The sequence below is a fragment of the Mycolicibacterium sp. ND9-15 genome, assembly GCF_035918395.1.
Taxonomy (GTDB): domain Bacteria; phylum Actinomycetota; class Actinomycetes; order Mycobacteriales; family Mycobacteriaceae; genus Mycobacterium.
In genome coordinates this window covers 4,466,698-4,486,718 of the sequence record NZ_CP142362.1, presented here as the reverse complement: position 1 = coordinate 4,486,718, position 20,021 = coordinate 4,466,698, and the positions used below count along the sequence as shown (strand labels likewise).

17 protein-coding genes and 1 tRNA gene are annotated in these 20,021 nt (G+C 66.5%); 10 read left to right on the top strand and 8 right to left on the bottom strand.

What is annotated here, in order from left to right; translation table 11 throughout:
- The first annotated feature begins 138 nt into the window (after nucleotides 1–138).
- Entirely contained in the window at nucleotides 139–1,533 is a 1,395-nt protein-coding gene (locus tag QGN32_RS21230) for a site-specific integrase (RefSeq protein WP_326546209.1), read from the top strand.
- A 698-nt stretch (nucleotides 1,534–2,231) separates the two neighbouring features.
- On the opposite strand, the gene QGN32_RS21225 is transcribed toward QGN32_RS21230, so the two are convergent.
- The 4 genes from QGN32_RS21225 to QGN32_RS21210 form a co-directional block, all read right to left on the bottom strand.
- Nucleotides 2,232–2,303, bottom strand: a tRNA-Val gene (locus QGN32_RS21225).
- Between the two features lie 46 nt (nucleotides 2,304–2,349).
- Nucleotides 2,350–2,814 (bottom strand): peroxiredoxin, encoded by a 465-nt coding sequence (locus tag QGN32_RS21220; RefSeq protein WP_326546208.1) that lies wholly within the window; start codon nucleotides 2,812–2,814, stop codon nucleotides 2,350–2,352.
- Nucleotides 2,811–3,236, bottom strand: a complete 426-nt coding sequence (locus QGN32_RS21215; protein ID WP_326546207.1) for a DUF3052 domain-containing protein — start codon at nucleotides 3,234–3,236, stop codon at nucleotides 2,811–2,813. Before QGN32_RS21215 ends, QGN32_RS21220 begins: the two co-directional genes overlap by 4 nt.
- A gap of 135 nt (nucleotides 3,237–3,371) precedes the next feature.
- The gene (locus QGN32_RS21210) at nucleotides 3,372–3,872 is read right to left on the bottom strand and encodes an Rv2240c family protein (RefSeq protein ID WP_326549193.1); all 501 of its coding nucleotides are present in this window, start codon (nucleotides 3,870–3,872) and stop codon (nucleotides 3,372–3,374) included.
- Nucleotides 3,873–4,090: 218 nt separating this feature from the next.
- Between QGN32_RS21210 and aceE the strand changes: the two genes are divergently transcribed.
- From aceE to QGN32_RS21175, 7 genes are all read left to right on the top strand, one after another.
- Nucleotides 4,091–6,880 (top strand): pyruvate dehydrogenase (acetyl-transferring), homodimeric type, encoded by a 2,790-nt coding sequence (gene aceE, locus QGN32_RS21205; protein WP_326546206.1) that lies wholly within the window; start codon nucleotides 4,091–4,093, stop codon nucleotides 6,878–6,880.
- Between the two features lie 127 nt (nucleotides 6,881–7,007).
- Nucleotides 7,008–8,297 carry a PucR family transcriptional regulator gene (locus tag QGN32_RS21200; RefSeq protein ID WP_326546205.1) on the top strand — a complete coding sequence of 430 codons (1,290 nt, stop codon included), beginning with the start codon at nucleotides 7,008–7,010 and terminating at the stop codon, nucleotides 8,295–8,297.
- Nucleotides 8,298–8,479: 182 nt separating this feature from the next.
- The gene (locus QGN32_RS21195) at nucleotides 8,480–9,352 is read left to right on the top strand and encodes an ACP S-malonyltransferase (protein ID WP_326546204.1); all 873 of its coding nucleotides are present in this window, start codon (nucleotides 8,480–8,482) and stop codon (nucleotides 9,350–9,352) included.
- A 78-nt stretch (nucleotides 9,353–9,430) separates the two neighbouring features.
- Entirely contained in the window at nucleotides 9,431–9,733 is a 303-nt protein-coding gene (gene acpM, locus QGN32_RS21190; RefSeq protein ID WP_064420504.1) for a meromycolate extension acyl carrier protein AcpM, read from the top strand.
- Complete coding sequence (gene kasA / locus QGN32_RS21185; protein WP_326546203.1) at nucleotides 9,730–10,980, top strand: 3-oxoacyl-ACP synthase KasA; 1,251 nt, start codon at nucleotides 9,730–9,732, stop codon at nucleotides 10,978–10,980. The genes acpM and kasA overlap by 4 nt, the downstream gene beginning before the upstream one ends.
- Nucleotides 10,981–11,003: 23 nt before the next feature.
- Nucleotides 11,004–12,257 carry a 3-oxoacyl-ACP synthase KasB gene (gene kasB / locus QGN32_RS21180; RefSeq protein WP_326546202.1) on the top strand — a complete coding sequence of 418 codons (1,254 nt, stop codon included), beginning with the start codon at nucleotides 11,004–11,006 and terminating at the stop codon, nucleotides 12,255–12,257.
- A 34-nt stretch (nucleotides 12,258–12,291) separates the two neighbouring features.
- Nucleotides 12,292–13,725 (top strand): acyl-CoA carboxylase subunit beta, encoded by a 1,434-nt coding sequence (locus QGN32_RS21175; protein ID WP_326546201.1) that lies wholly within the window; start codon nucleotides 12,292–12,294, stop codon nucleotides 13,723–13,725.
- A gap of 34 nt (nucleotides 13,726–13,759) precedes the next feature.
- Here the strand turns inward: QGN32_RS21175 and QGN32_RS21170 are convergent, their stop codons facing one another.
- Nucleotides 13,760–15,301, bottom strand: coding sequence for a glycerol-3-phosphate dehydrogenase/oxidase (locus tag QGN32_RS21170; protein ID WP_326546200.1), 1,542 nt, complete (start codon nucleotides 15,299–15,301; stop codon nucleotides 13,760–13,762).
- The gene (locus tag QGN32_RS21165) at nucleotides 15,298–15,879 is read right to left on the bottom strand and encodes a TetR/AcrR family transcriptional regulator (RefSeq protein WP_326546199.1); all 582 of its coding nucleotides are present in this window, start codon (nucleotides 15,877–15,879) and stop codon (nucleotides 15,298–15,300) included. Before QGN32_RS21165 ends, QGN32_RS21170 begins: the two co-directional genes overlap by 4 nt.
- Nucleotides 15,880–15,938: 59 nt before the next feature.
- Between QGN32_RS21165 and QGN32_RS21160 the strand changes: the two genes are divergently transcribed.
- Together QGN32_RS21160 and QGN32_RS21155 are read left to right on the top strand one after the other, a co-directional pair.
- Nucleotides 15,939–17,519 (top strand): FAD-binding oxidoreductase, encoded by a 1,581-nt coding sequence (locus QGN32_RS21160; protein WP_326549192.1) that lies wholly within the window; start codon nucleotides 15,939–15,941, stop codon nucleotides 17,517–17,519.
- Nucleotides 17,516–18,433, top strand: coding sequence for a diacylglycerol kinase (locus QGN32_RS21155; protein WP_326546198.1), 918 nt, complete (start codon nucleotides 17,516–17,518; stop codon nucleotides 18,431–18,433). Before QGN32_RS21160 ends, QGN32_RS21155 begins: the two co-directional genes overlap by 4 nt.
- 115 nt (nucleotides 18,434–18,548) lie before the next feature.
- On the opposite strand, the gene QGN32_RS21150 is transcribed toward QGN32_RS21155, so the two are convergent.
- Together QGN32_RS21150 and QGN32_RS21145 are read right to left on the bottom strand one after the other, a co-directional pair.
- Nucleotides 18,549–19,061, bottom strand: coding sequence for a DUF3145 domain-containing protein (locus tag QGN32_RS21150; protein ID WP_326546197.1), 513 nt, complete (start codon nucleotides 19,059–19,061; stop codon nucleotides 18,549–18,551).
- A 109-nt stretch (nucleotides 19,062–19,170) separates the two neighbouring features.
- The gene (locus QGN32_RS21145; protein WP_326546196.1) at nucleotides 19,171–19,995 is read right to left on the bottom strand and encodes a serine hydrolase domain-containing protein; all 825 of its coding nucleotides are present in this window, start codon (nucleotides 19,993–19,995) and stop codon (nucleotides 19,171–19,173) included.
- Nucleotides 19,996–20,021 lie beyond the last annotated feature (26 nt).

The window sequence follows — 20,021 nt, the reverse complement described above, 5'->3', positions numbered from 1 at the left end:
CCCGACATCTGTTCACTAGAGCTCCGGTCCGCTGTTAGCTGACGTATGAATTCTGTCGCGGCGACGGCCATGTCACCACCCTCAGGCAGCATGGGGTGGAATCACTCGTATAGGACATTGGAGTCAACAGGAGGTTAGATGGCTAGCACCGATGAACCGGATCGGAAGCGCACTCGCCGCGCCGAGCCGATCACCCGCCGCAGCGCAAGGAACGGCGTGGTCACCTACACGTTCCAGGTAGATATCGGTTCTCGCCCTAACGGGACGCGGAGGAGGCAGCGATTCACCTTCTCGACGCTTGCAGAAGCGCGTCGCGAGTATCGGAAGATCACGACCGAGGTCGCCGCGGGGACGTTCGTTAGGAGGAATGACACGACCGTCGCCGACTTTCTCGCTCGATGGCTCGGCGGTAGACGCGACGTGCGGCCCAATACCCTTGCAGGCTACAAGCATTCATTGAAGCCTGTTATCGACCAACTGGGCAGAATGGGCCTGCAGCAATTAAGAACCGCCGATATCGACGCCTTGGTAACAATTCGATTGAACGGCACACCAGTAGCGGAGCGTGACAAGCGAGGCCGCCGCGCGGCTGAGGTACTCACGTACTTGCGGTCAAAGTCCGAGGGGGCGCAGTATTCCGAGATCCTCACTGCCCTTGGCGAGCCAGGCATTAAGGCCCTCGACCGGCTGGTGGCTTCCGGGGAGGTGTTACGGCCAGGCCGCGGCCGATACGTCGCCAAATACGGAGACGACCCCGCACAACCCAAGGTTCCCGGCAGCGTGAGCGCCCGAACTGTCGTGACCATGCTTGTGGTGTTGTCTTCGGCTCTCGACGACGCGATGCGGGAGGGGTTGGTGGCCCGCAACGTGGCACGCTTGGTAAAGCGCCCGGCGGTCAAGCACCACGAAATGGCGAGCTGGACAACAGAACAGGCTGGCCGATTCCGTGAGCATGTGCGCGATGAACGGCTCGCTGCGTGCTGGCTACTTACGCTGGCAGGTCTTCGCCGGTCCGAGATCCTCGGATTGCGATGGTCCGATATTGACTTCGATGCCGGTACCGTCTCTGTCGCGCAAGGCCGCGTAGTGGTCGAAGGCCGCGGGACCATCACCGGAGACCCGAAGTCGAAACGGTCTCGCCGGGCACTACCGATGCCTGCTGATGTGCTCGCTGCACTGCGAGCTTTGAGATTACGTCAGGCTGAAGAACGCCTCGCCCTTGGCGCTGAATACCTCGATAGCGGCCTCGTCGCCGTCAACGTGGACGGCTCTCTCATTCGCCCCGAGACATACTCGGCGGATTTTGCACGACACGCAAAAGATGCTGCGGTGCCGGTGATTCGGCTACACGACGTCCGGCATACGGCGGCCACCATGCTGCTCGACGTTGGTACTACCCCATCGGCAACGGCCAAGTGGCTTGGCCATGACCCTGCAATAACGCTGCGCGTGTACGGCCACGTCTACGACGACGCGCTGGCTGCGGCCGGCGATGCACTGCTCGGACGCTCGAGGTCGATCGGCGAGCAGTGACCGTGCCGTGAGCGACGGCAACATGCCGCTCGGCGAATCTGTGGATCTTCAAAGCCCACCCGCAACGAATGAGAGTTTCGGTAGTTTCTCTTTCGAGCCGGTCGCAAGCGCGCAACGATCCCTTGATCGACGTCGTGTTCATGGCCAAGGTTGGCATTGTGCGTCGCCATGATGTCTGTCGGCGCGCGCTGCGACTGAACGAGCCCATAAGTTCGAAGTAGACCGACTCGGAGTCTGTCCGTGGCAACGAAAAGGTATCTCCCGGTGGGCTACGAAGAGGTATCCACCTGCGGCCAAATAAAAGTATCGAACCCGCGTTTCAATCGTGTCGATAAGGACTGCGGGCCCGATAGTGACGGCGAATGCCGCCATGCAATCACCATCTTCATCGAGCTGTCCATTGGAATCTGCGAAGGGCCGCACAGACATCATTTCGGCCTATCGCCAGCTCGGTTCCCACCGGGCCGCCGCCGACGCGTGCGGCACCCACCCACCGGACCGTCAAGAAGGTGGTGGATATGTTCGAAGCCGGCCAGGCCGGCGTGCCGCCAGGCCGCGGGCCAAACGTGGGCTCAAGTACGACGCGGTGGCCGAGCTGGCCGGGTCAACAGTACCGCGGTGCACACGCTGGCACACTCTTGGCACAACGGGGGTTTGTCCGTTCGATGCAAAAAACGTCTGAACTGCAAATTTAGACGTGGGCGCGGACGGTATCGAACCGCCGACCGCTGGTGTGTAAAACCAGAGCTCTACCACTGAGCTACGCGCCCTTGCAGAGGCAAGCTACACGGCGATGACCTGCGACGGGAAATCACCTCAGCCCGAGCGCAGGGCCGTCAACGCGTCCGTCCACAGCGCGTGATCGCGAGCCTCCCCCGGCTCCTTCATCTCGGCGAACCGGACGATTCCGGTGCGGTCGACGACGAATGTGCCGCGGTTGGCGATGCCCGCGTTCTCGTTGAACACGCCGTACACCGATGCGACGGCGCCGTGTGGCCAGAAATCGGACAGCACCGGGAAAGTGAAGCCGCTCTGTGTCGCCCAGATCTTGTGGGTCGGGGGCGGCCCGACCGAGATGGCCAGCGTCGCGGTGTCGTCGTTCTCGTACTCGGGCAGCCGGTCGCGAATCTCGTCGAGTTCGCCCTGACAGATACCGGTGAACGCCAGCGGGAAGAACACCAGCAGCACGTTTTTCACGCCGCGAAAGTCGCTCAGCGTGACGGGCTGACCGTTCTGGTCCTTGAGCGTGAAGTCCGGCGCTTCCGTACCGACGTCGATCATCTTCTCCCCGCCGCCTTGCTCTTCGGTTGCACCAGCCTGCTTGCGATCCAGTCGCCCAGGTTGGCCGAGGAGGTCTGCATCAGGCCGGCGGTAGGGGCCGATTCGGCGATCTCGGCCGGCTGGACGTGGCCGGGTTTGCCCGTCTTCGGCGTGACCACCCAGATCACGCCGTCGTCGGCCAGCGGAGTGATGGCGTCCATGAGCGCGTCCACCAGGTCCCCGTCGTCATCGCGCCACCAGAGCAGCACGACGTCGATGACCTCGTCGGCGTCCTCATCGAGCAATTCGCTGCCACACGCTTCCTCGACGTCGGCTCGGATGTCGTCGTCGACGTCCTCGTCCCAGCCCAGTTCCTGTACAACCTGATCTTGCTGGATGCCCAGTCTGCGGGCGTAGTTCGGGGCGTCATCCGCCGCGACCACGGTCGGTCCTCCTTCAGCCGGCTCGGGCGCACGTTGCGCTCGGGATTGTCGTGGGGCTTGTCTTGGGCCCTATCGTCGCACGAAGGGCTGCGCCTGCACGCCACTGGCGGCAAGGTTGGTCAAATATGAAGATTTTCAGTAAAGAGCGTCACAGAGGTTGAGCGCGCTGGTCTTGGTGTCGTTGAGCCGGCTGATCGCCGCGTTGAACTCCTCGGGTCCGTAGTTGCCTGCGATCGCGGTCGCCACGTCCCTGGCCGCATCGACCCATCCGTTGAGCGCATCGGTGAGCTCGGGGCTCAGCACGTCGGAGATGCTGCGCGCGACCATGTCGGCGCTGTGGTTCAGGGCGTCGATCGCCGGACCGGCCTTGACCGGCGCGTCGGAGGCGTTCTGGTTGAACGCGTCGACATAGGCGTTGACCGCGGTGATCGCGTCGACGCTGCTCGAGCTGAGCGTCTCGCAGGACGAGTGGATCGCCTCCCTGGTGATCGACGACTGGCGTGCCGACTCCTTGGCGCTCGAGCTCGCGGCCGACTCCTCCAACGACGCCGATACCGACGCCCGGTACACCGGCGCCTCGGCGGTATCGACCTGCGCGGACCCTTCGGTGACGCTGCTGCAACCGACGACGACCATGGCCGCGGTCGCCGATATGCCGATTATCAGTGCGCCAACCTGCAGCGGTTTTTGCACAAGCGCACCGTTGACCACGGCTGCAGACGTTACCGGTTCGGACCGGGGATCGCCGGTTCATTCCAGTCGCCAACCCCACCGATGCAGGTGGGGCAGGATGGGAGAAGGATGGAATGTGTCGCCGACGCCCGGCACATGAACCGCCTACCGAGGAGCGGAAGTTGACCACCGAGTTCGTGCGCCAAGACCTGGCCCAAAGTTCCAGCACCACAGCCGAACACGAAAGAGTACGGGTAATCCGCGAGGGTGTGGCCTCGTACCTGCCCGACATCGACCCCGAGGAGACCGGGGAATGGCTGGAATCGTTCGACCAGCTGGTGGAACGGTCTGGCCCCGCCCGCGCCCGCTACCTGATGCTGCGGATGCTGGAACGCTCCCGGGAGAAGCGGGTGGCCATTCCCGCCCTGACGTCCACCGACTACGTCAACACCATCCCCACCGAATCCGAACCGTGGTTCCCCGGTGACGAGGATGTCGAGCGGCGCTTCCGGACCTGGATCCGGTGGAACGCCGCGATAATGGTGCACCGCGCACAGCGGCCCGGCGTCGGCGTCGGCGGCCACATCTCGACCTATGCGTCCTCGGCGGCGCTCTACGAGGTGGGCTTCAACCACTTCTTCCGCGGGAAGTCGCACCCCGGCGGCGGCGACCAGGTGTTCATCCAGGGCCACGCCTCCCCTGGCATCTACGCTCGAGCGTTCCTCGAGGGCCGGCTGACCGAGGACCAGCTCGACGGGTTCCGCCAGGAGCACAGCCATCCGGGCGGCGGGCTGCCGTCATATCCGCACCCGCGGCTGATGCCGGACTTCTGGGAATTCCCCACGGTCTCGATGGGTCTTGGGCCCATCAACGCGATATTCCAGGCCCGGTTCAACCACTACCTGCACAACCGCGGCATCAAGGACACCTCCGAGCAACACGTCTGGTGTTTCCTCGGCGACGGCGAGATGGACGAGCCGGAAAGCCGCGGCGCCGCACATGTCGCGGCGCTGGAGGGCCTGGACAACCTGACCTACGTCGTCAACTGCAACCTGCAGCGCCTCGACGGTCCGGTGCGCGGCAACGGCAAGATCATCCAGGAACTGGAGTCGTTCTTCCGCGGCGCCGGCTGGAACGTCATCAAGGTGGTGTGGGGCCGCGAGTGGGACGCGCTGCTGCACGCCGACAAGGATGGCGCGCTGGTCAACCTGATGAACACCACCCCGGACGGGGACTATCAGACCTATAAGGCCAACGACGGCGGCTATGTACGCGAGCACTTCTTCGCCCGCGATCCGCGCACCAAGCAGTTGGTGGAGCACCTGTCCGATCAGGAGATCTGGAACCTCAAACGCGGCGGCCACGACTACCGCAAGGTCTACGCCGCCTACCGCGCGGCGATGGATCACAAGGGCCAGCCCACCGTCATATTGGCCAAGACCATCAAGGGTTACTCGCTGGGCGCACACTTCCAGGGCCGCAACGCCACTCACCAGATGAAAAAGCTTGCGCTGGAGGACCTCAAGTATTTCCGTGACGCGATGCGGATCCCGATCAGCGACGAGCAGATCGAGGAGAACCCTTACCTGCCACCGTATTACCACCCCGGCCCGGAGGCCCCCGAGATCCGCTACCTGCTGGATCGGCGCCGCGCGCTGGGCGGCTTCGTTCCCGAGCGCCGCACCAAGTCCAAGTCGCTGACGCTGCCGAGCAGCGACGCCTACAAGGCGCTGAAGAAGGGTTCGGGCAACCAAGAGGTGGCCACCACCATGGCCACCGTCCGCACCTTCCGAGAAGTATTGCGCAACAAGGAGATCGGATGGCGAATCGTACCGATCATCCCGGACGAGGCGCGCACCTTCGGCATGGATTCGTGGTTCCCGTCGCTGAAGATCTACAACCCCAACGGTCAGCTGTACACCTCCGTGGACGCCGACCTGATGCTGGCCTACAAGGAAAGCGAAACAGGCCAGATCCTGCACGAGGGCATCAACGAGGCCGGTTCGTCGGCGAGCTTCATCGCGGCCGGCACGTCGTATGCGACGCACAACGAGCCGATGATCCCGATCTACATCTTCTATTCGATGTTCGGCTTCCAGCGCACCGGCGACAACCTGTGGGCGGCCGGCGACCAGATGGCCCGCGGGTTCCTGCTCGGCGCGACTGCCGGGCGCACCACGCTGGTCGGCGAGGGCTTGCAGCACGCCGACGGGCACTCGCCGCTGCTGGCGTCGAGCAACCCGGCGGTGGTCGCCTACGACCCGGCATTCGCCTACGAGATCGCCCACATCGTCGACAGTGGCCTACACCGCATGTTCGGCGAGAACCCGGAGAACGTGTTCTTCTATCTGACCATTTACAACGAGCCCTACAGGCAGCCCGCCGAGCCGGCGGATGTCGACGTCGAGGGCCTGTTGCGGGGCATCTACCGGTACCAGCCTGCGGAGAAGAAGGGCTCGCATTCCGCCCAGATTCTGGCGTCGGGGGTGGCGATGCCGTCGGCGCTCAAGGCGGCCGAGTTGCTCGCCGACGAATGGGACGTCGCCGCCGACGTCTGGTCGGTGACCAGTTGGGGTGAACTCAACCGAGACGGCGTCGAGATCGAGAAACAGCGGCTGCGTCACCCGGACCGGCCGGCAGGAACGCCTTACATCACCAAGACGCTCGCCGAGGCCGAAGGCCCGGTGGTGGCCGTCTCTGACTGGATGCGCGCGGTACCCGAGCAGATTCGGCCCTGGGTCCCAGGCACCTACATCACGCTGGGCACCGACGGCTTCGGCTTCTCCGACACCCGGCCCGCCGCGCGGCGTTACTACAACACCGACGGCGAGTCGATCGCCGTGGCGGCGCTGGAGGGCCTGGCCCGCGACGGCAACATCGATCAGTCCATCGCGGTCGAGGCCGCGAAAAAGTATGAGATAGACAATGTGATGGCTGCTCCGGAGCAGACGTCGGACCCCGGAGTGGCTTAAGGCCACGACATCGGCGTGAGAGTGGCTTAAGGCCACGACATCGGCGTGAGAGTGGCTTAGCGTTCGGCCGCTGCCCCAACGGGCGAACTTGGAGGTTTCCTCTATAGCGGTGGCGTAGCCTTTATAGGTGCCTGACAACCGGTTCATACCGCCGAAGTCGACGGTCGAGGTGTTGGAGACCGTGCCCGACTCCGTGCTGCGCCGGTTGCAGCAGTATTCGGGCCGGCTGGCCACCGAGGCGGTGCGGGCGATGGAAGAGCGCCTACCGTTTTTCGCCGAACTCGAGGCGTCGCAACGGTCCAGCGTGCAGTTGGTCGTGCAGACCGCGGTGGTCAATTTCGTCGAGTGGATGCGGGATCCGCAGAGCAACGTCAGCTACACCGCACAGGCCTTCGAAGTCGTACCGCAGGACCTGCGGCGGCGTATCGCGCTGCGGCAGTCGGTCGAGATGGTGCGCGTCACCATGGAGTTCTTCGAAGAGGTCGTGCCGCTGCTGGCCCGTTCCGAGGCGCAGTTGACCGCCCTGACCGCGGGGATCCTGCGCTACAGCCGCGATCTGGCGTTCGCCGCGGCCAGCGCCTACGCCGACCAGGCGGAGGCCCGCGGCGCATGGGACACCCGGATGGAGGCCAATGTCGTCGACGCCGTCGTGCGCGGTGACACGGGTCCGGAGTTGCAGTCCCAGGCCGCCGCGCTGAACTGGGATGCCACCGCCCCCGCCACCGTGATCCTCGGACTGCCGCAACCCGATCGGATCGATCTGGCCAGCGACGACGTGCACGACGTGGTGCGCCGCAACGGCCGCGCGGCGTTGTCCGACGTGCACGGCAACTGGTTGGTCGCGATCGTGTCGGGCGCGCTGTCCCCCACCGACCGGTTCCTCACCGAGATACTGACGGTGTTCGCCGACGGACCCGTGGTGATCGGTCCCACGGCCACCTCGCTGGCGAGCGCCCACCGCAGCGCAATCGAGGCCATCTCGGGCATGAACGCCGTGGCGGGCTGGACGGGGGCGCCCCGGCCCGTGTCGGCCCGCGAGCTCCTGCCCGAGCGGGCGCTGTTGGGCGACATGACGGCGATGGCTGCGCTGGAGACGGAGGTAATGAGGCCGCTGGCCGACGCCGGCCCCGCATTGACCGAGACTCTCGACGCCTACCTGGACTCCGGCGGCGCCATCGAAGCCTGCGCACGCAAATTGTTCGTTCATCCAAATACCGTCCGGTACCGGCTGAGGCGGATCGCCGACTTCACGGGCCGCGATCCCACGCTTCCTCGTGACGCCTATGTGCTGCGGGTGGCCGTCACGGTCGGCCGGCTCGGCCGGCAGGCTTACCAGACGAGCACAGCGAATTTGATCACTCCGGCACGTCCGGCGCTGGGACCAGCAGCGGTGGACACTCCGCAGTCCTGGCATTAGATCGCAAGCGCATATCGGTAGCGTCGCATCACAGACGGTTTTGTGGGGTTTCCACAAAAACATAAGACGAGGTTCATAATCTCTTACACCGCGCAAACAGCTCTTCACAGTGTTCTCTTAAATACGTGCCTCATAAAGCCGTTGCACTTCTCGCGCCCGGACAGGGCTCCCAGACCCCTGGCATGCTCGCCGCATGGCTGGAGTTGCCCGGCGCCGCCGAGCGGCTCGCGGCCTGGTCGCAGATCAGCGGGCTGGATCTCGCCCGACTGGGCGCCACCGCCTCGGCAGAGGAGATCACCGACACCGCCGTGACCCAGCCGCTCGTCGTGGCGGCGACTCTGCTGGCTCACGAGGAGCTGACGCGGCGCGGTCTGGTCTCAGCACAAACGGGCCAGGAGATCATCGTGGCGGGTCATTCCGTCGGCGAGATCGCGGCCTACGCGATCGCCGGTGTGATCTCGGCTGACGACGCGGTCAGGCTGGCCACCACGCGCGGTGCCGAGATGGCGAAGGCGTGCGCAGCGGAAGCCACCGGCATGGCGGCGGTGCTCGGCGGTGAGGAAACCGACGTGCTCGCGCGCCTGGAAGCGCTCGATTTGGTGCCGGCCAACCGAAACGCCGCGGGACAGATCGTCGCCGCCGGCGCGGTCGCGGCGCTCGACAAGCTGGTCGAGGACCCACCGGAGAAGGCGCGCGTGCGCAAGCTGGCCACTGCGGGCGCCTTCCATACCCAATACATGGCCTGCGCCCTCGACGGTTATGCCGCCGCGGCCGAAGGTGCGACGGCGCACGAACCGAAAACGACGCTTCTGTCGAACGCCGACGGCCAGCCGGTGGCTTCGGCCTCCGACGCCATGAGCAAGCTGGTGGCGCAGATGACGCGCCCGGTGCGCTGGGATCTGTGCACCGCGACCATGCGCAAGCTCAATGTGACCGCGATCGTCGAGTTCCCGCCCGCCGGGACGCTCGCCGGGATCGCGAAAAGAGAACTTCGGGGGGTGCCGACGTACGCCGTCAAGTCCCCCGCTGACCTGGACGGGCTTGCCGAGCTCTGATAAGCGCGCCTGTTCCAGATACAACCGCATAACGATCGTCAATCCCATCAAGTAACAACCCGATTAGAAGGAGCCCCCGTGCCCGCCAGCCAGGATGAAATTATCGCCGGTCTCGCCGAGATCATCGAAGAGGTCACCGGTATCGAGCCCTCCGAGGTCACCCCGGAGAAAAGCTTCGTCGACGACCTGGACATCGACTCGCTGTCGATGGTCGAGATCGCCGTTCAGACGGAGGACAAGTACGGCGTGAAGATCCCCGACGAGGACCTCGCCGGTCTGCGCACCGTCGGTGACGTCGTCACCTACATCCAGAAGCTCGAGGAAGAGAACCCCGAAGCGGCCGCGGCCATCCGCGCGCAGATCGAAGCCGATCGGGCATGAGTAGACCTTCCACTGCTAACGGCGGTTTCCCGAACGTCGTCGTGACCGCCGTCACGGCGACCACGTCGGTCGCGGCGGACATCGAGAGCACGTGGAAGGGCCTGCTTGCCGGCGAAAGCGGCATCCGCGTCCTCGAGGATGAGTTCGTCACCAAGTGGGACCTTCCGGTCCGCATCGGTGGTCACCTCGTCGACGCGATCGATGACCACATGACGCGACTGGACATGCGGCGGATGTCGTATGTCCAGCGCATGGCCAAGTACCTCAGTGGCCAGCTCTGGGAGACCGCGGGCAACCCCGAGGTCGACCCGGATCGCTTCGCCGTGGTCGTCGGCACCGGCCTGGGTGGCGGCGAGAAGATCGTCGAGACCTACGACGCGATGAACGAGGGCGGCCCCCGCAAGGTGTCGCCGCTCGCCGTGCAGATGATCATGCCGAACGGTGCGGCCGCGGTGATCGGACTGCAGTTGGGCGCCAGAGCCGGGGTCATCACCCCGGTTTCGGCGTGCTCATCGGGTTCGGAGGCGATCGCCCACGGCTGGCGCCATATCGTCATGGGTGATGCGGATATCGCCGTCGTCGGCGGCGTCGAGGGCGGAATCGAAGCGTTGCCGATCGCGGCGTTCTCGATGATGCGCGCGATGTCCACCAACAACGACCATCCCGAGGGCGCCTCCCGGCCGTTCGACAAGAACCGCGACGGGTTCGTCTTCGGCGAGGCCGGTGCGCTCATGATCATCGAGACCGAGGAGCACGCCAAGGCCCGCGGAGCCAAGCCGTTGGCCCGGCTGATGGGTGCGGGCATCACGTCCGACGCCTTCCACATGGTCGCTCCTGCGTCCGACGGCCTACGCGCCGGCCAGGCGATGAAGCGTGCAATGGAGACCGCGGGCCTGGAACCCAAGGACATCCAGCACGTCAACGCGCACGCCACCGCGACGTCGATCGGCGACGTCGCCGAGGCCAACGCGATTCGATCCGCGGGGGTCGAGCATGCGGCGGTCTATGCGCCGAAGTCGGCGCTCGGTCACTCCATCGGGGCGGTCGGCGCGCTGGAGTCGGCACTGACCGTGCTCTCGCTGCGTGACGGTGTCATCCCGCCGACACTGAACTACGAGACCCCTGATCCTGAGATCGATCTCGATGTGGTTGCGGGCGAGCCTCGTTATGGCGACTACCAGTACGCCATCAACAACTCGTTCGGATTCGGCGGACACAATGTCGCCCTGGCCTTCGGGCGCTACTGAGCGAAAGGAACTTTCGACCAGTAATGGCAGGGTTATCGACGGGGAACGGTTTCCCCAACGTCGTCGTCACGGGTATCGCCATGACGACCGCCCTGGCCACCAGCGCCGACGAAACCTGGAAGAAGCTGTTGGATGGCCAGAGCGGAATCCGCAGGCTCGAAGACCCATTCGTGGAGGAGTATGACCTGCCGGTTCGCATCGGCGGGCATCTCCTCGAGGACTTCAACCAGGAGTTGACGCGGGTCGAGCTGCGTCGACTTTCCTATCTGCAGAAGATGTCGACGGTGCTGGGCCGGCGAGTGTGGGAGAACGCAGGCTCACCCGAGGTGGACCCGAAGCGGTTGACGGTGTCGATCGGCACCGGCATGGGCTCCACCGAGGAGTTGGTGTTCAGCTACGACAACATGCGCGCCAAGGGCCTGAAGGCGGTTTCGCCGCTGGCCGTGCAGATGTACATGCCCAATGCGGCTGCCGCGGCGGTGGGCTTGGAGCGCAAGGCCCGCGCCGGGGTGGTCACCCCGGTCTCGGCGTGCGCGTCGGGGTCGGAGGGCATCGCGCACGCGTGGCGCAACATCGTGCTCGGCGAGGCCGACGTCGCGATCTGCGGTGGGGTGGAGACCAAGATCGAGGCGGTGCCGATCGCCGGCTTCGCCCAGATGCGAATCGTGTTGTCCACCACCAACGATGACCCGGCCGGCGCATGCCGGCCGTTCGACAGGGACCGTAACGGCTTCGTGTTCGGCGAAGGCGGTGCGCTGATCGTCATCGAGACCGAAGAGCACGCCAAAGCGCGCGGCGCGAACATCCTTGCTCGGATCATGGGCGCCAGCATCACCTCCGACGGCTACCACATCGTCGCGCCCGACCCGAACGGCGAGCAGGCCGGTCACGCAATGACGCGTGCCATCGAACTCGCCGGACTGCAGCCCACGGACATCGACCACGTCAACGCGCATGCCACCGGCACCAGCGTGGGTGACGTGGCCGAAGGCAAGGCGATCAACAACGCGATGGGCAGCCACCGGCCGGCGGTGTACGCACCCAAGGCGGCGCTCGGCCACTCGGTCGGCGCGGTGGGTGCGGTGGAGTCCATCCTGACTGTGATGGCGCTGCGCGAAGGCATCATCCCCCCGACGCTGAACCTGCGTAACCTCGATCCGGAGATTGATCTGGACGTGGTCGCCGGCGAGCCCCGGTCGGGCAACTATCAATACGCGATCAACAACTCGTTCGGATTCGGTGGGCACAACGTCGCGCTCGCATTCGGGAAATACTGACATCCCGAAATCCCAGCGCTACAGGAGGTTTTGAATGACGATCATGGCGCCCGAGACAGTCGGCGAATCGCTTGACCCTCGTGATCCGCTGCTGCGTCTGAGCACCTTCTTCGACGACGGCAGCGTCGAGCTGCTGCACGAGCGTGACCGCTCGGGCGTGCTCGCCGCCGCCGGGACCGTCAACGGCGTGCGCACCATCGCGTTCTGCACCGACGGCACCGTCATGGGTGGCGCCATGGGCGTCGAGGGGTGTGCCCACATCGTCAACGCCTACGACCAGGCCATCGAGGAACAGAGTCCGATCGTGGGAATCTGGCACTCGGGTGGCGCCCGGCTCGCGGAGGGCGTCAAGGCACTGCACGCGGTCGGCCTGGTGTTCGAGGCGATGATCCGGGCGTCCGGGTACGTTCCGCAGATCTCGGTCGTCGTCGGCTTCGCCGCCGGCGGCGCGGCGTACGGCCCCGCCCTCACCGACGTGATCGTGATGGCGCCCGAAAGCCGGGTCTTCGTCACCGGTCCCGACGTCGTGCGCAGTGTGACCGGCGAGGACGTCGACATGGCGTCGCTGGGCGGTCCCGATACCCACCACAAGAAGTCCGGCGTGTGCCACATCGTCGCCGACGACGAACTCGACGCTTATGAGCGCGGCCGCCGACTGGTCGGATTGTTCTGCCAGCAGGGCCATTTCGACCGGGCCAAGGCCGAGGCGGGCGACACCGACCTCCACGCGCTGCTTCCGGCGTCAGCGCGACGCGCTTACGACGTTCACCCGCTGGTCGAAGCCCTGCTGGATTCGAGCGCCGACGGCGCGGAGCCCTTCGAGGAGTTCCAGGGCAAGTGGGCGCCTTCGATCGTCATCGGCCTTGGCCGGCTGTCCGGCCGCAGCGTCGGCGTGATCGCCAACAACCCGCTGCGCCTCGGCGGGTGCCTGAACTCCGAGAGTGCGGAGAAGGCAGCGCGATTCGTGCGGCTGTGCGACGCGTTCGGCATTCCGATCATCAACATCGTCGATGTCCCCGGCTACCTGCCCGGTGTGGACCAGGAGTGGGGCGGCGTCGTGCGGCGCGGAGCCAAGCTGCTGCACGCGTTCGGTGAGTGCTCAGTCCCGCGGGTCACGCTGGTGACGCGAAAGATCTACGGCGGTGCCTACATCGCGATGAACTCGCGCTCGCTCGGTGCGACGAAGGTCTACGCGTGGCCCGACGCCGAGGTCGCGGTCATGGGCGCCAAAGCCGCTGTGGGCATTCTGCACAAGAAGAAGTTGGCCGCCGCTGCAGACCACGAGCGTGAGGAGTTGCACGAGGAGTTGGCTGCCGAGCACGAGAAGATCGCGGGCGGAGTGGATTCGGCGATCGAGATCGGCGTCGTCGACGAGAAGATCGACCCGTCGCACACGCGAAGCAAGCTGACCCAGGCGCTGGCTGAGGCGCCGGCACGCCGCGGCCGCCACAAGAACATCCCGCTGTAACTGTGGTTTCGGTGCGCTACTGGTCGCTGCGCGATCACCAGCGCGCCGAAGTCACAAATTCCTCGGCCGCCGGCCACACGCGTTCCCGGTCGGACTCCACCAGCCCGATACGCGTGCGACGGTCCACGATGTCGTCGACGGTCAACGCGCCCTCGTGTGTCACCGCGTATTCGAACTCCGCACGGATGACGTCGATTCCGTCGGCCACCGGTTCGGTGGGTCGGTCACAGCTCGCCGACGCGATGACGTTCGGCGCCTCGGCCCCGAAGCGAGCCACCAACGACCCCGGTAACTCGGACGGTGAGCGCAGCGTCGCAACGGGATTCGCGGGCGCACCGACCAACGGAAGGTTGCGGGTGCGGCAGGCACTCGCGGCCAGTCCCCGCAACTCGGTGGCCCGGTCGAGAACATCCTCGGCCATGTACCGGTACTCGGTGAGCTTCCCGCCGATCACGCTGATGACGCCCGACGGCGACTCGACGACGGCGTGCTCCCGTGACACGTCGGCCGTCCGTCCTGCCCCGGCGTCGATGAGCGGCCGCAGCCCCGCGTACGCACCGATCACGTCGGATCGGCTCAGCTTCACCGCAAGCGCGGTGTTGACCGTGTCGAGGAGAAACGCGATCTCCTCCGAAGTGGGCTGCGGGACATCGGGTATCGGGCCGGGCGCATCTTCGTCGGTGAGCCCGAGGTAGACCCGGCCCAGCTGCTCCGGCATCGCGAACACGAAGCGGTTGATCTCGCCGGGGATCGGGATCGTCAGCGCCGCAGCAGGATTGCCGAGCGTGGATGCGTCGAACACCAGATGCGTCCCGCGGCTGGGCCGCAGCTTGATCGACGGCTCCACCTCCCCCGCCCACACCCCGGAGGCGTTGATCACCGCACGCGCGGTGACGTCGAAAGAGTCACCGGTGAGCTGATCGGTCAGCCGCACCGACGTGCCTGTCGCGTTCGAGGCGCCGACCCGCGTCAGGATGCGGGCGCCGTGCTGGGCGGCGGTCCGCGCCACCGCGGTGACCAGCCGGGCGTCGTCGATCAACTGTCCGTCGTACGCCAGGTACGCCCCGTCGAGGCCGTCCCGGCGGACGGTCGGAGCCAGTTCGACGGCGCGTTGCGCATCGATCCGGCGCGAGCGCGGCAGCACGGATGCGGGGGTGCCCGCCAGCTTGCGCAGGCCGTCGCCGGCGGCGAAGCCGAACCGCACCAGGGCCCGCGACGCCGGGTTCATCGACGGCAGCAGCGGGACCAGCTGTGGCATGGCCTTGACCAGGTGGGGCGCGTTGCGTGTCATCAGGATTCCGCGCTCGGCCGCGCTGCGCCGGGCGATGCCCACGTTGCCGGTGGCCAGGTACCGCAGTCCGCCGTGTACGAGCTTGGAACTCCATCTGCTGGTGCCGAACGCCAGGTCGTGCTTTTCCACCAATGCGACGCTGAGCCCGCGAGTGGCCGCGTCCAGCGCGATCCCGGCGCCGGTGATACCGCCCCCGATCACGATGACGTCGATGCGCTCGCCGCCGGCCAGCACCCCGAGTTCGGAGGCGCGGCGGGTCTGGTTGAGGGCCGTGGAGCCGGTCATGGTGCGAGGTACCCGTCTAGGCAGCGCGCGAGTTCGATGTCGAGCGCTTCGATGTCGAGGATCGCGGCGACCACCTGCCACGACTGGATTGCCGAGCGACCGACGAGCAAACACATCGCGGCGAGTTCCCGTGGTTCGCCCGCGCGCACGCTGCCCTCTTCCTGCGCGAGCTTGATCTCGTTGGCCAAGGCGTCGACCATGATCTGTTGACTGGTGCCCAAGCGCTCGGCCGTGTAGACCATCGTCAGCTCGGGGGCATTGCGCAGTACCGACATGACGACCTCGTCGTTGCGCAGGCGTTTACCCACCTCGACGATCCGCTCCACGACGGCTTCGCGCCCGATCCCACGGCTCGGCACCGCGTCCAGAGCCCCGACGATCCGCCGCGTGAGCAGCCCCGCGAGCACCGACCGGGTGTCGGGCCAGCGGCGGTACACCGTCGGCCTGCTGACTCGGGCGCGGCGAGCAATCTCAGCGAGCGTGACCCGGTCGACGCCGTGCGCGGTGACGCAGTAGGCCGCGGCGTCTAGTATCCGGGCATCGACCGTCGTCGATAGCTCATTACGGATTGACGTCATGTGTAATACTGTAACGCATGACGCGTCCGGATGCCCAGCCGACTGCTCTCCTGCCACCGATGAAGTGGAACGCGTGGGGTGACCCCGCCGAGGCCAAACCGCTGTCCGACGGAATCCGGGCGCTGCTCGAACAAGCGCTCGGCGTGAAGACTTCGGCCGGCACCGAACTCGAGGCCGAGCAGGTGCGCTTGCGGCCGTCGGCGCTGTCGGAGGACGACCGAAACGCGCTGGTCGGCATCGTCGGCTCGGATTACTGCCGCGTCGATGATCAAGATCGGCTGCTGCGGGCCGGCGGCAAGTCGACCTTGGACCTACTGCGCCGCAAGGACTCCGAGGCGCAGGACGCGCCGGATGCGGTGGTGCTGCCGGGCAGTGAGGAAGAGATAGCGGCGATCCTGCAGCACTGCAGCGACCACCGCATCGCGATTGTGCCCTTCGGCGGCGGCACCAGCGTCGTCGGCGGCCTGGATCCCATCCGCGGGGACTCACCCGCCGTGATCTCCCTGGACCTGCGCCGCCTGAACGAACTGCACTTCCTCGACGAGGTGTCGGGCGAAGCGGAGCTCGGTGCCGGGATGACCGGGTCAGATGCCGAACGCCTGCTCGGCGAACGCGGCTTCTCGCTGGGCCACTTCCCGCAGAGCTTTCAGTTCGCCACCATCGGGGGCTTCGCCGCGACCCGGTCGTCGGGCCAGAACTCGGCAGGCTACGGCCGGTTCGACGACATGGTCCGCGGCCTGCGCGCGGTGACGCCGGTCGGCGTGCTGGACCTCGGGCGCGCCCCGGAATCGGCGGCTGGGCCCGATCTGCGGCAGTTGCTGATCGGTTCGGAGGGTGTGCTCGGCGTCATCACCCGCGTGCGGGTGCGCGTCCACCCGGTCCCGGCGGCCACCCGCTACGAGGCGTGGTCGTTTCCCGATTTCGCCACCGGCGCCGACGCGCTGCGTGCCGTCGTCCAGACTCAGACCGGCCCGACCGTGATCCGGCTGTCCGACGAGGCCGAGACCGGAGTGAACCTCGCGACCACCGAGAACATCGGCGAAAAGCAGATCACCGGAGGCTGTTTGGCGATCACGGTGTTCGAGGGCAGCGAGGCGCACGTCGCCAGCAGGCATTCCGAAACCCGAGCGGTGTTGGAGGCCGCGGGCGGCACATCGCTCGGCGAGGAACCCGCGCGGGCGTGGGAACACGGCCGGTTCGGCGCGCCGTATCTGCGCGACTCGCTGCTGTCCGCGGGGGCGCTGTGCGAAACGTTGGAGACCGCGACGAGTTGGTCCAATGTGCCGGCGCTGAAGGTGGCTGTCACCGAGGCCTTGACGAACGCACTGGCCGAAACGGGTACGCCCGCGCTGGTGCTGTGTCACATTTCGCACGTGTATCCCACCGGCGCGTCGCTGTACTTCACCGTCGTCGCCGGGCAGCGGGGCAACCCGATCGAGCAGTGGCACAAGGCGAAGGCCGCCGCATCCGACGCGATGATGCGCACCGGTGCCACCATCACCCACCACCACGCCGTCGGCGCCGACCACCGACCGTGGATGCGCGACGAGATCGGCGACCTCGGCGTCGCGATCCTGCGCGCCGTCAAGGACACGCTCGACCCGGCGGGAATCCTCAACCCGGGCAAGCTGATTCCATGACGTTCCAAGGTCGCGTCACGATGCTGACCAACCCGGCATCGGGGCACGGCAGCGCACCGCATGCGGCCGAACGCGCTGTCGCCCAGTTCCACCGGCGCGGTGTGGACGTCGTCGCGATAGCCGGCACCGACGCCGAACACGCGCGAAAACTCGTCGAAGGTGCGCTCGAACGCGGCATGGATGCGCTCGTCGTCGCCGGCGGTGACGGCATCATTTCCCTTGCGCTGCAGGTGCTTGCGCAGACCGACATCCCCCTCGGCATCATCCCCGCGGGCACCGGCAACGACCATGCACGCGAATTCAAGATCCCCGCTCGCGATCCCGCGGCCGCCGCCGACATCGTGGTCGACGGCTTGGTCGAGGGGACTGCCGAGACCATCGACCTCGGCCGTATCCGTGGCGCGGACGGCACGCAGAAATGGTTCGGCACGGTGATGGCCGCCGGCTTCGATTCGCTGGTGACCGACAGAACCAACCGGATGCGCTGGCCCCACGGTCGGATGCGGTACAACCTTGCGATGGTGGCCGAGCTGTCGAAGTTGCGGCTGCTGCCGTTTCGGTTGTCGTTCGACGGCGAGGAGATGACCACGGAGTTGACGCTGGCCGCGTTCGGCAACACCCGCAGCTACGGCGGCGGCATGCTGATCTGCCCCGACGCCGACCCGACCGACGGTCAACTCGACGTGACGATGGTGGCCTCGGCGTCGCGCACCAAGCTGATCCGGTTGTTTCCCACCGTGTTCAAAGGCACGCATGTGCATCTCGACGAGGTTCGCACGGCGCGCGCGAAGACGATCACGGTGGACTCCCCCGGCATCAACGCCTACGCCGACGGAGAGTACATGTCCCCGCTACCGGTCGAGGTGTCGGCGGTCTCCGGCGCGCTGCAGATCCTGACGCCCCGCCGAATGTGAAACCTTGGCTGTAAAAACCGGCCGATTCCCGCCATAGCTTCACACTCGGCGTCGGCTACCCGACTCCGCGGCTGGATGTCGTCGGCTACCCGACTCCGCGGCTGGATGTCGTCGGCTACCCGACTCCGCGGCTCAGCCAGCTCACCTCCGCGCCCGCACCGCCGTCGCGGTACGCCTCCAAAGCCTCATCCCATGCCGTGCCCAGCACCGAGTCCAACTCGGCGGCGAGAGTGTCGGCGCCGGAGGCCATCATGGCCCGCAGCCGCATCTCGCCGACGATCACGTCTCCGTTGGCGCTCATCGACCCGCTCCACAACCCGAGCTGTGGGGTGTGGCACCACCGGTGGCCGTCGACGCCGGGGCTGGGGTCCTCCGTCACCTCGAACCGCAGCACCGACCAGGAGCGCAGCGCACTGGCCAGCGCGGCCCCGGTCCCGACCGGCCCGACCCAGTTGGTGACGGCGCGCAGCTGTCCCGGCATGGCCGGCTGCGGGGTCCACTTCAGGTTCGCCCTCGCCTGAAGGGTCGACGACAACGCCCACTCGACATGCGGGCACACCGCAGCGGGTGAGGCGTGGATGTAGACCACGCCCGTCGTCGCTTCGGCGAACTGGTTCGACGCACGCATTTGCCACTCCTTCGGCTCCACGAGGGACGTCTTCCCCAAGCGGCCTCTCGAAACCGAAATTACAGCTGTGTCGTGCGTGTCTATTGTGCCTTGTGAGGCGCCTGTTGCGCTAGTCTGCGGAAAATTCTCTCAAGACTTCATCAGATAACGCACGCCACGCCTGGTACGCCCACTCCCCGAAATCCCGGTCAGTCAGCACGACCAGGGCCAGATCGGCCTGCGGATCGACCCACAAAAATGTCCCTGACTGGCCAAAATGCCCGAAGGTCCGGCCGGAGTTCACCTCGCCCGTCCAGTGCGGCGACTTCTGATCGCGGATTTCGAAGCCAAGCCCCCAGTCGTTCGGCCGCTGCACGCCGAATCCGGGTAGCACCCCATCCAAACCGGGAAACTGTACCGATATCGCCTCGGCATGCAGTTCCGCGGACACCGTGACAGGCCGCAGCAGGTCACCGGCGAACGTCGCCAGGTCGGCCACCGTGGACGTCGCGCCGTACCCCGCAGCCTCCGCGCCGCCGTCGAGCGCGCTGTCGGCCATGCCCAGCGGCTCGAACACCGCTTCGGCCAGGTATCGCTCGAACGCGATGTCGGTCGCCTTCTCGAGTGTCTCGGCGAGCACCCCGAACCCATAGTTCGAGTAGACGCGACGGGCCCCGGGCTCGGCCATCGTCTCCGCCGAGTGCATCGAGTAGCCGGCCGTGTGCGCGAGCAGATGACGCACCGTCGCCCCCGGCGGGCCCGCCGCGGTGTCGAGCCCGACGGCGCCCTCCTCGACCCCGACCTGTACCGCACGGGCGGCCAGCGGCTTGGTCACAGATGCCAACCCGAACCGGCGCCGGACATCGCCGTGCTCGGCCAGCACACCGGACGGCCCCACGACGGCCGCGGCGGCATTCGGGACGGGCCAATCAGCGATGGCATCCAACGCGCTCATCGCGCCGATGTTAATCTCCGGGTCGC

Excerpts from the sequence above, each read along its gene's own strand:
- QGN32_RS21150 (WP_326546197.1), bottom strand. The coding sequence starts at position 19,061 with ATGCGTGCGTCGAACCAGTTCGCCGAAGCGACGACGGGCGTGGTCTAC.
- QGN32_RS21220 (WP_326546208.1), bottom strand. The coding sequence starts at position 2,814 with ATGATCGACGTCGGTACGGAAGCGCCGGACTTCACGCTCAAGGACCAG.
- QGN32_RS21210 (WP_326549193.1), bottom strand. The coding sequence starts at position 3,872 with ATGGTCGTCGTCGGTTGCAGCAGCGTCACCGAAGGGTCCGCGCAGGTC.
- kasB (WP_326546202.1), top strand. The coding sequence starts at position 11,004 with ATGGCAGGGTTATCGACGGGGAACGGTTTCCCCAACGTCGTCGTCACG.
- kasA (WP_326546203.1), top strand. The coding sequence starts at position 9,730 with ATGAGTAGACCTTCCACTGCTAACGGCGGTTTCCCGAACGTCGTCGTG.
- QGN32_RS21170 (WP_326546200.1), bottom strand. The coding sequence starts at position 15,301 with ATGACCGGCTCCACGGCCCTCAACCAGACCCGCCGCGCCTCCGAACTC.
- QGN32_RS21160 (WP_326549192.1), top strand. The coding sequence starts at position 15,939 with ATGAAGTGGAACGCGTGGGGTGACCCCGCCGAGGCCAAACCGCTGTCC.
- QGN32_RS21230 (WP_326546209.1), top strand. The coding sequence starts at position 139 with ATGGCTAGCACCGATGAACCGGATCGGAAGCGCACTCGCCGCGCCGAG.
- QGN32_RS21155 (WP_326546198.1), top strand. The coding sequence starts at position 17,516 with ATGACGTTCCAAGGTCGCGTCACGATGCTGACCAACCCGGCATCGGGG.
- QGN32_RS21195 (WP_326546204.1), top strand. The coding sequence starts at position 8,480 with ATGCTCGCCGCATGGCTGGAGTTGCCCGGCGCCGCCGAGCGGCTCGCG.
- QGN32_RS21175 (WP_326546201.1), top strand. The coding sequence starts at position 12,292 with ATGACGATCATGGCGCCCGAGACAGTCGGCGAATCGCTTGACCCTCGT.
- QGN32_RS21145 (WP_326546196.1), bottom strand. The coding sequence starts at position 19,995 with ATGAGCGCGTTGGATGCCATCGCTGATTGGCCCGTCCCGAATGCCGCC.
- QGN32_RS21165 (WP_326546199.1), bottom strand. The coding sequence starts at position 15,879 with ATGACGTCAATCCGTAATGAGCTATCGACGACGGTCGATGCCCGGATA.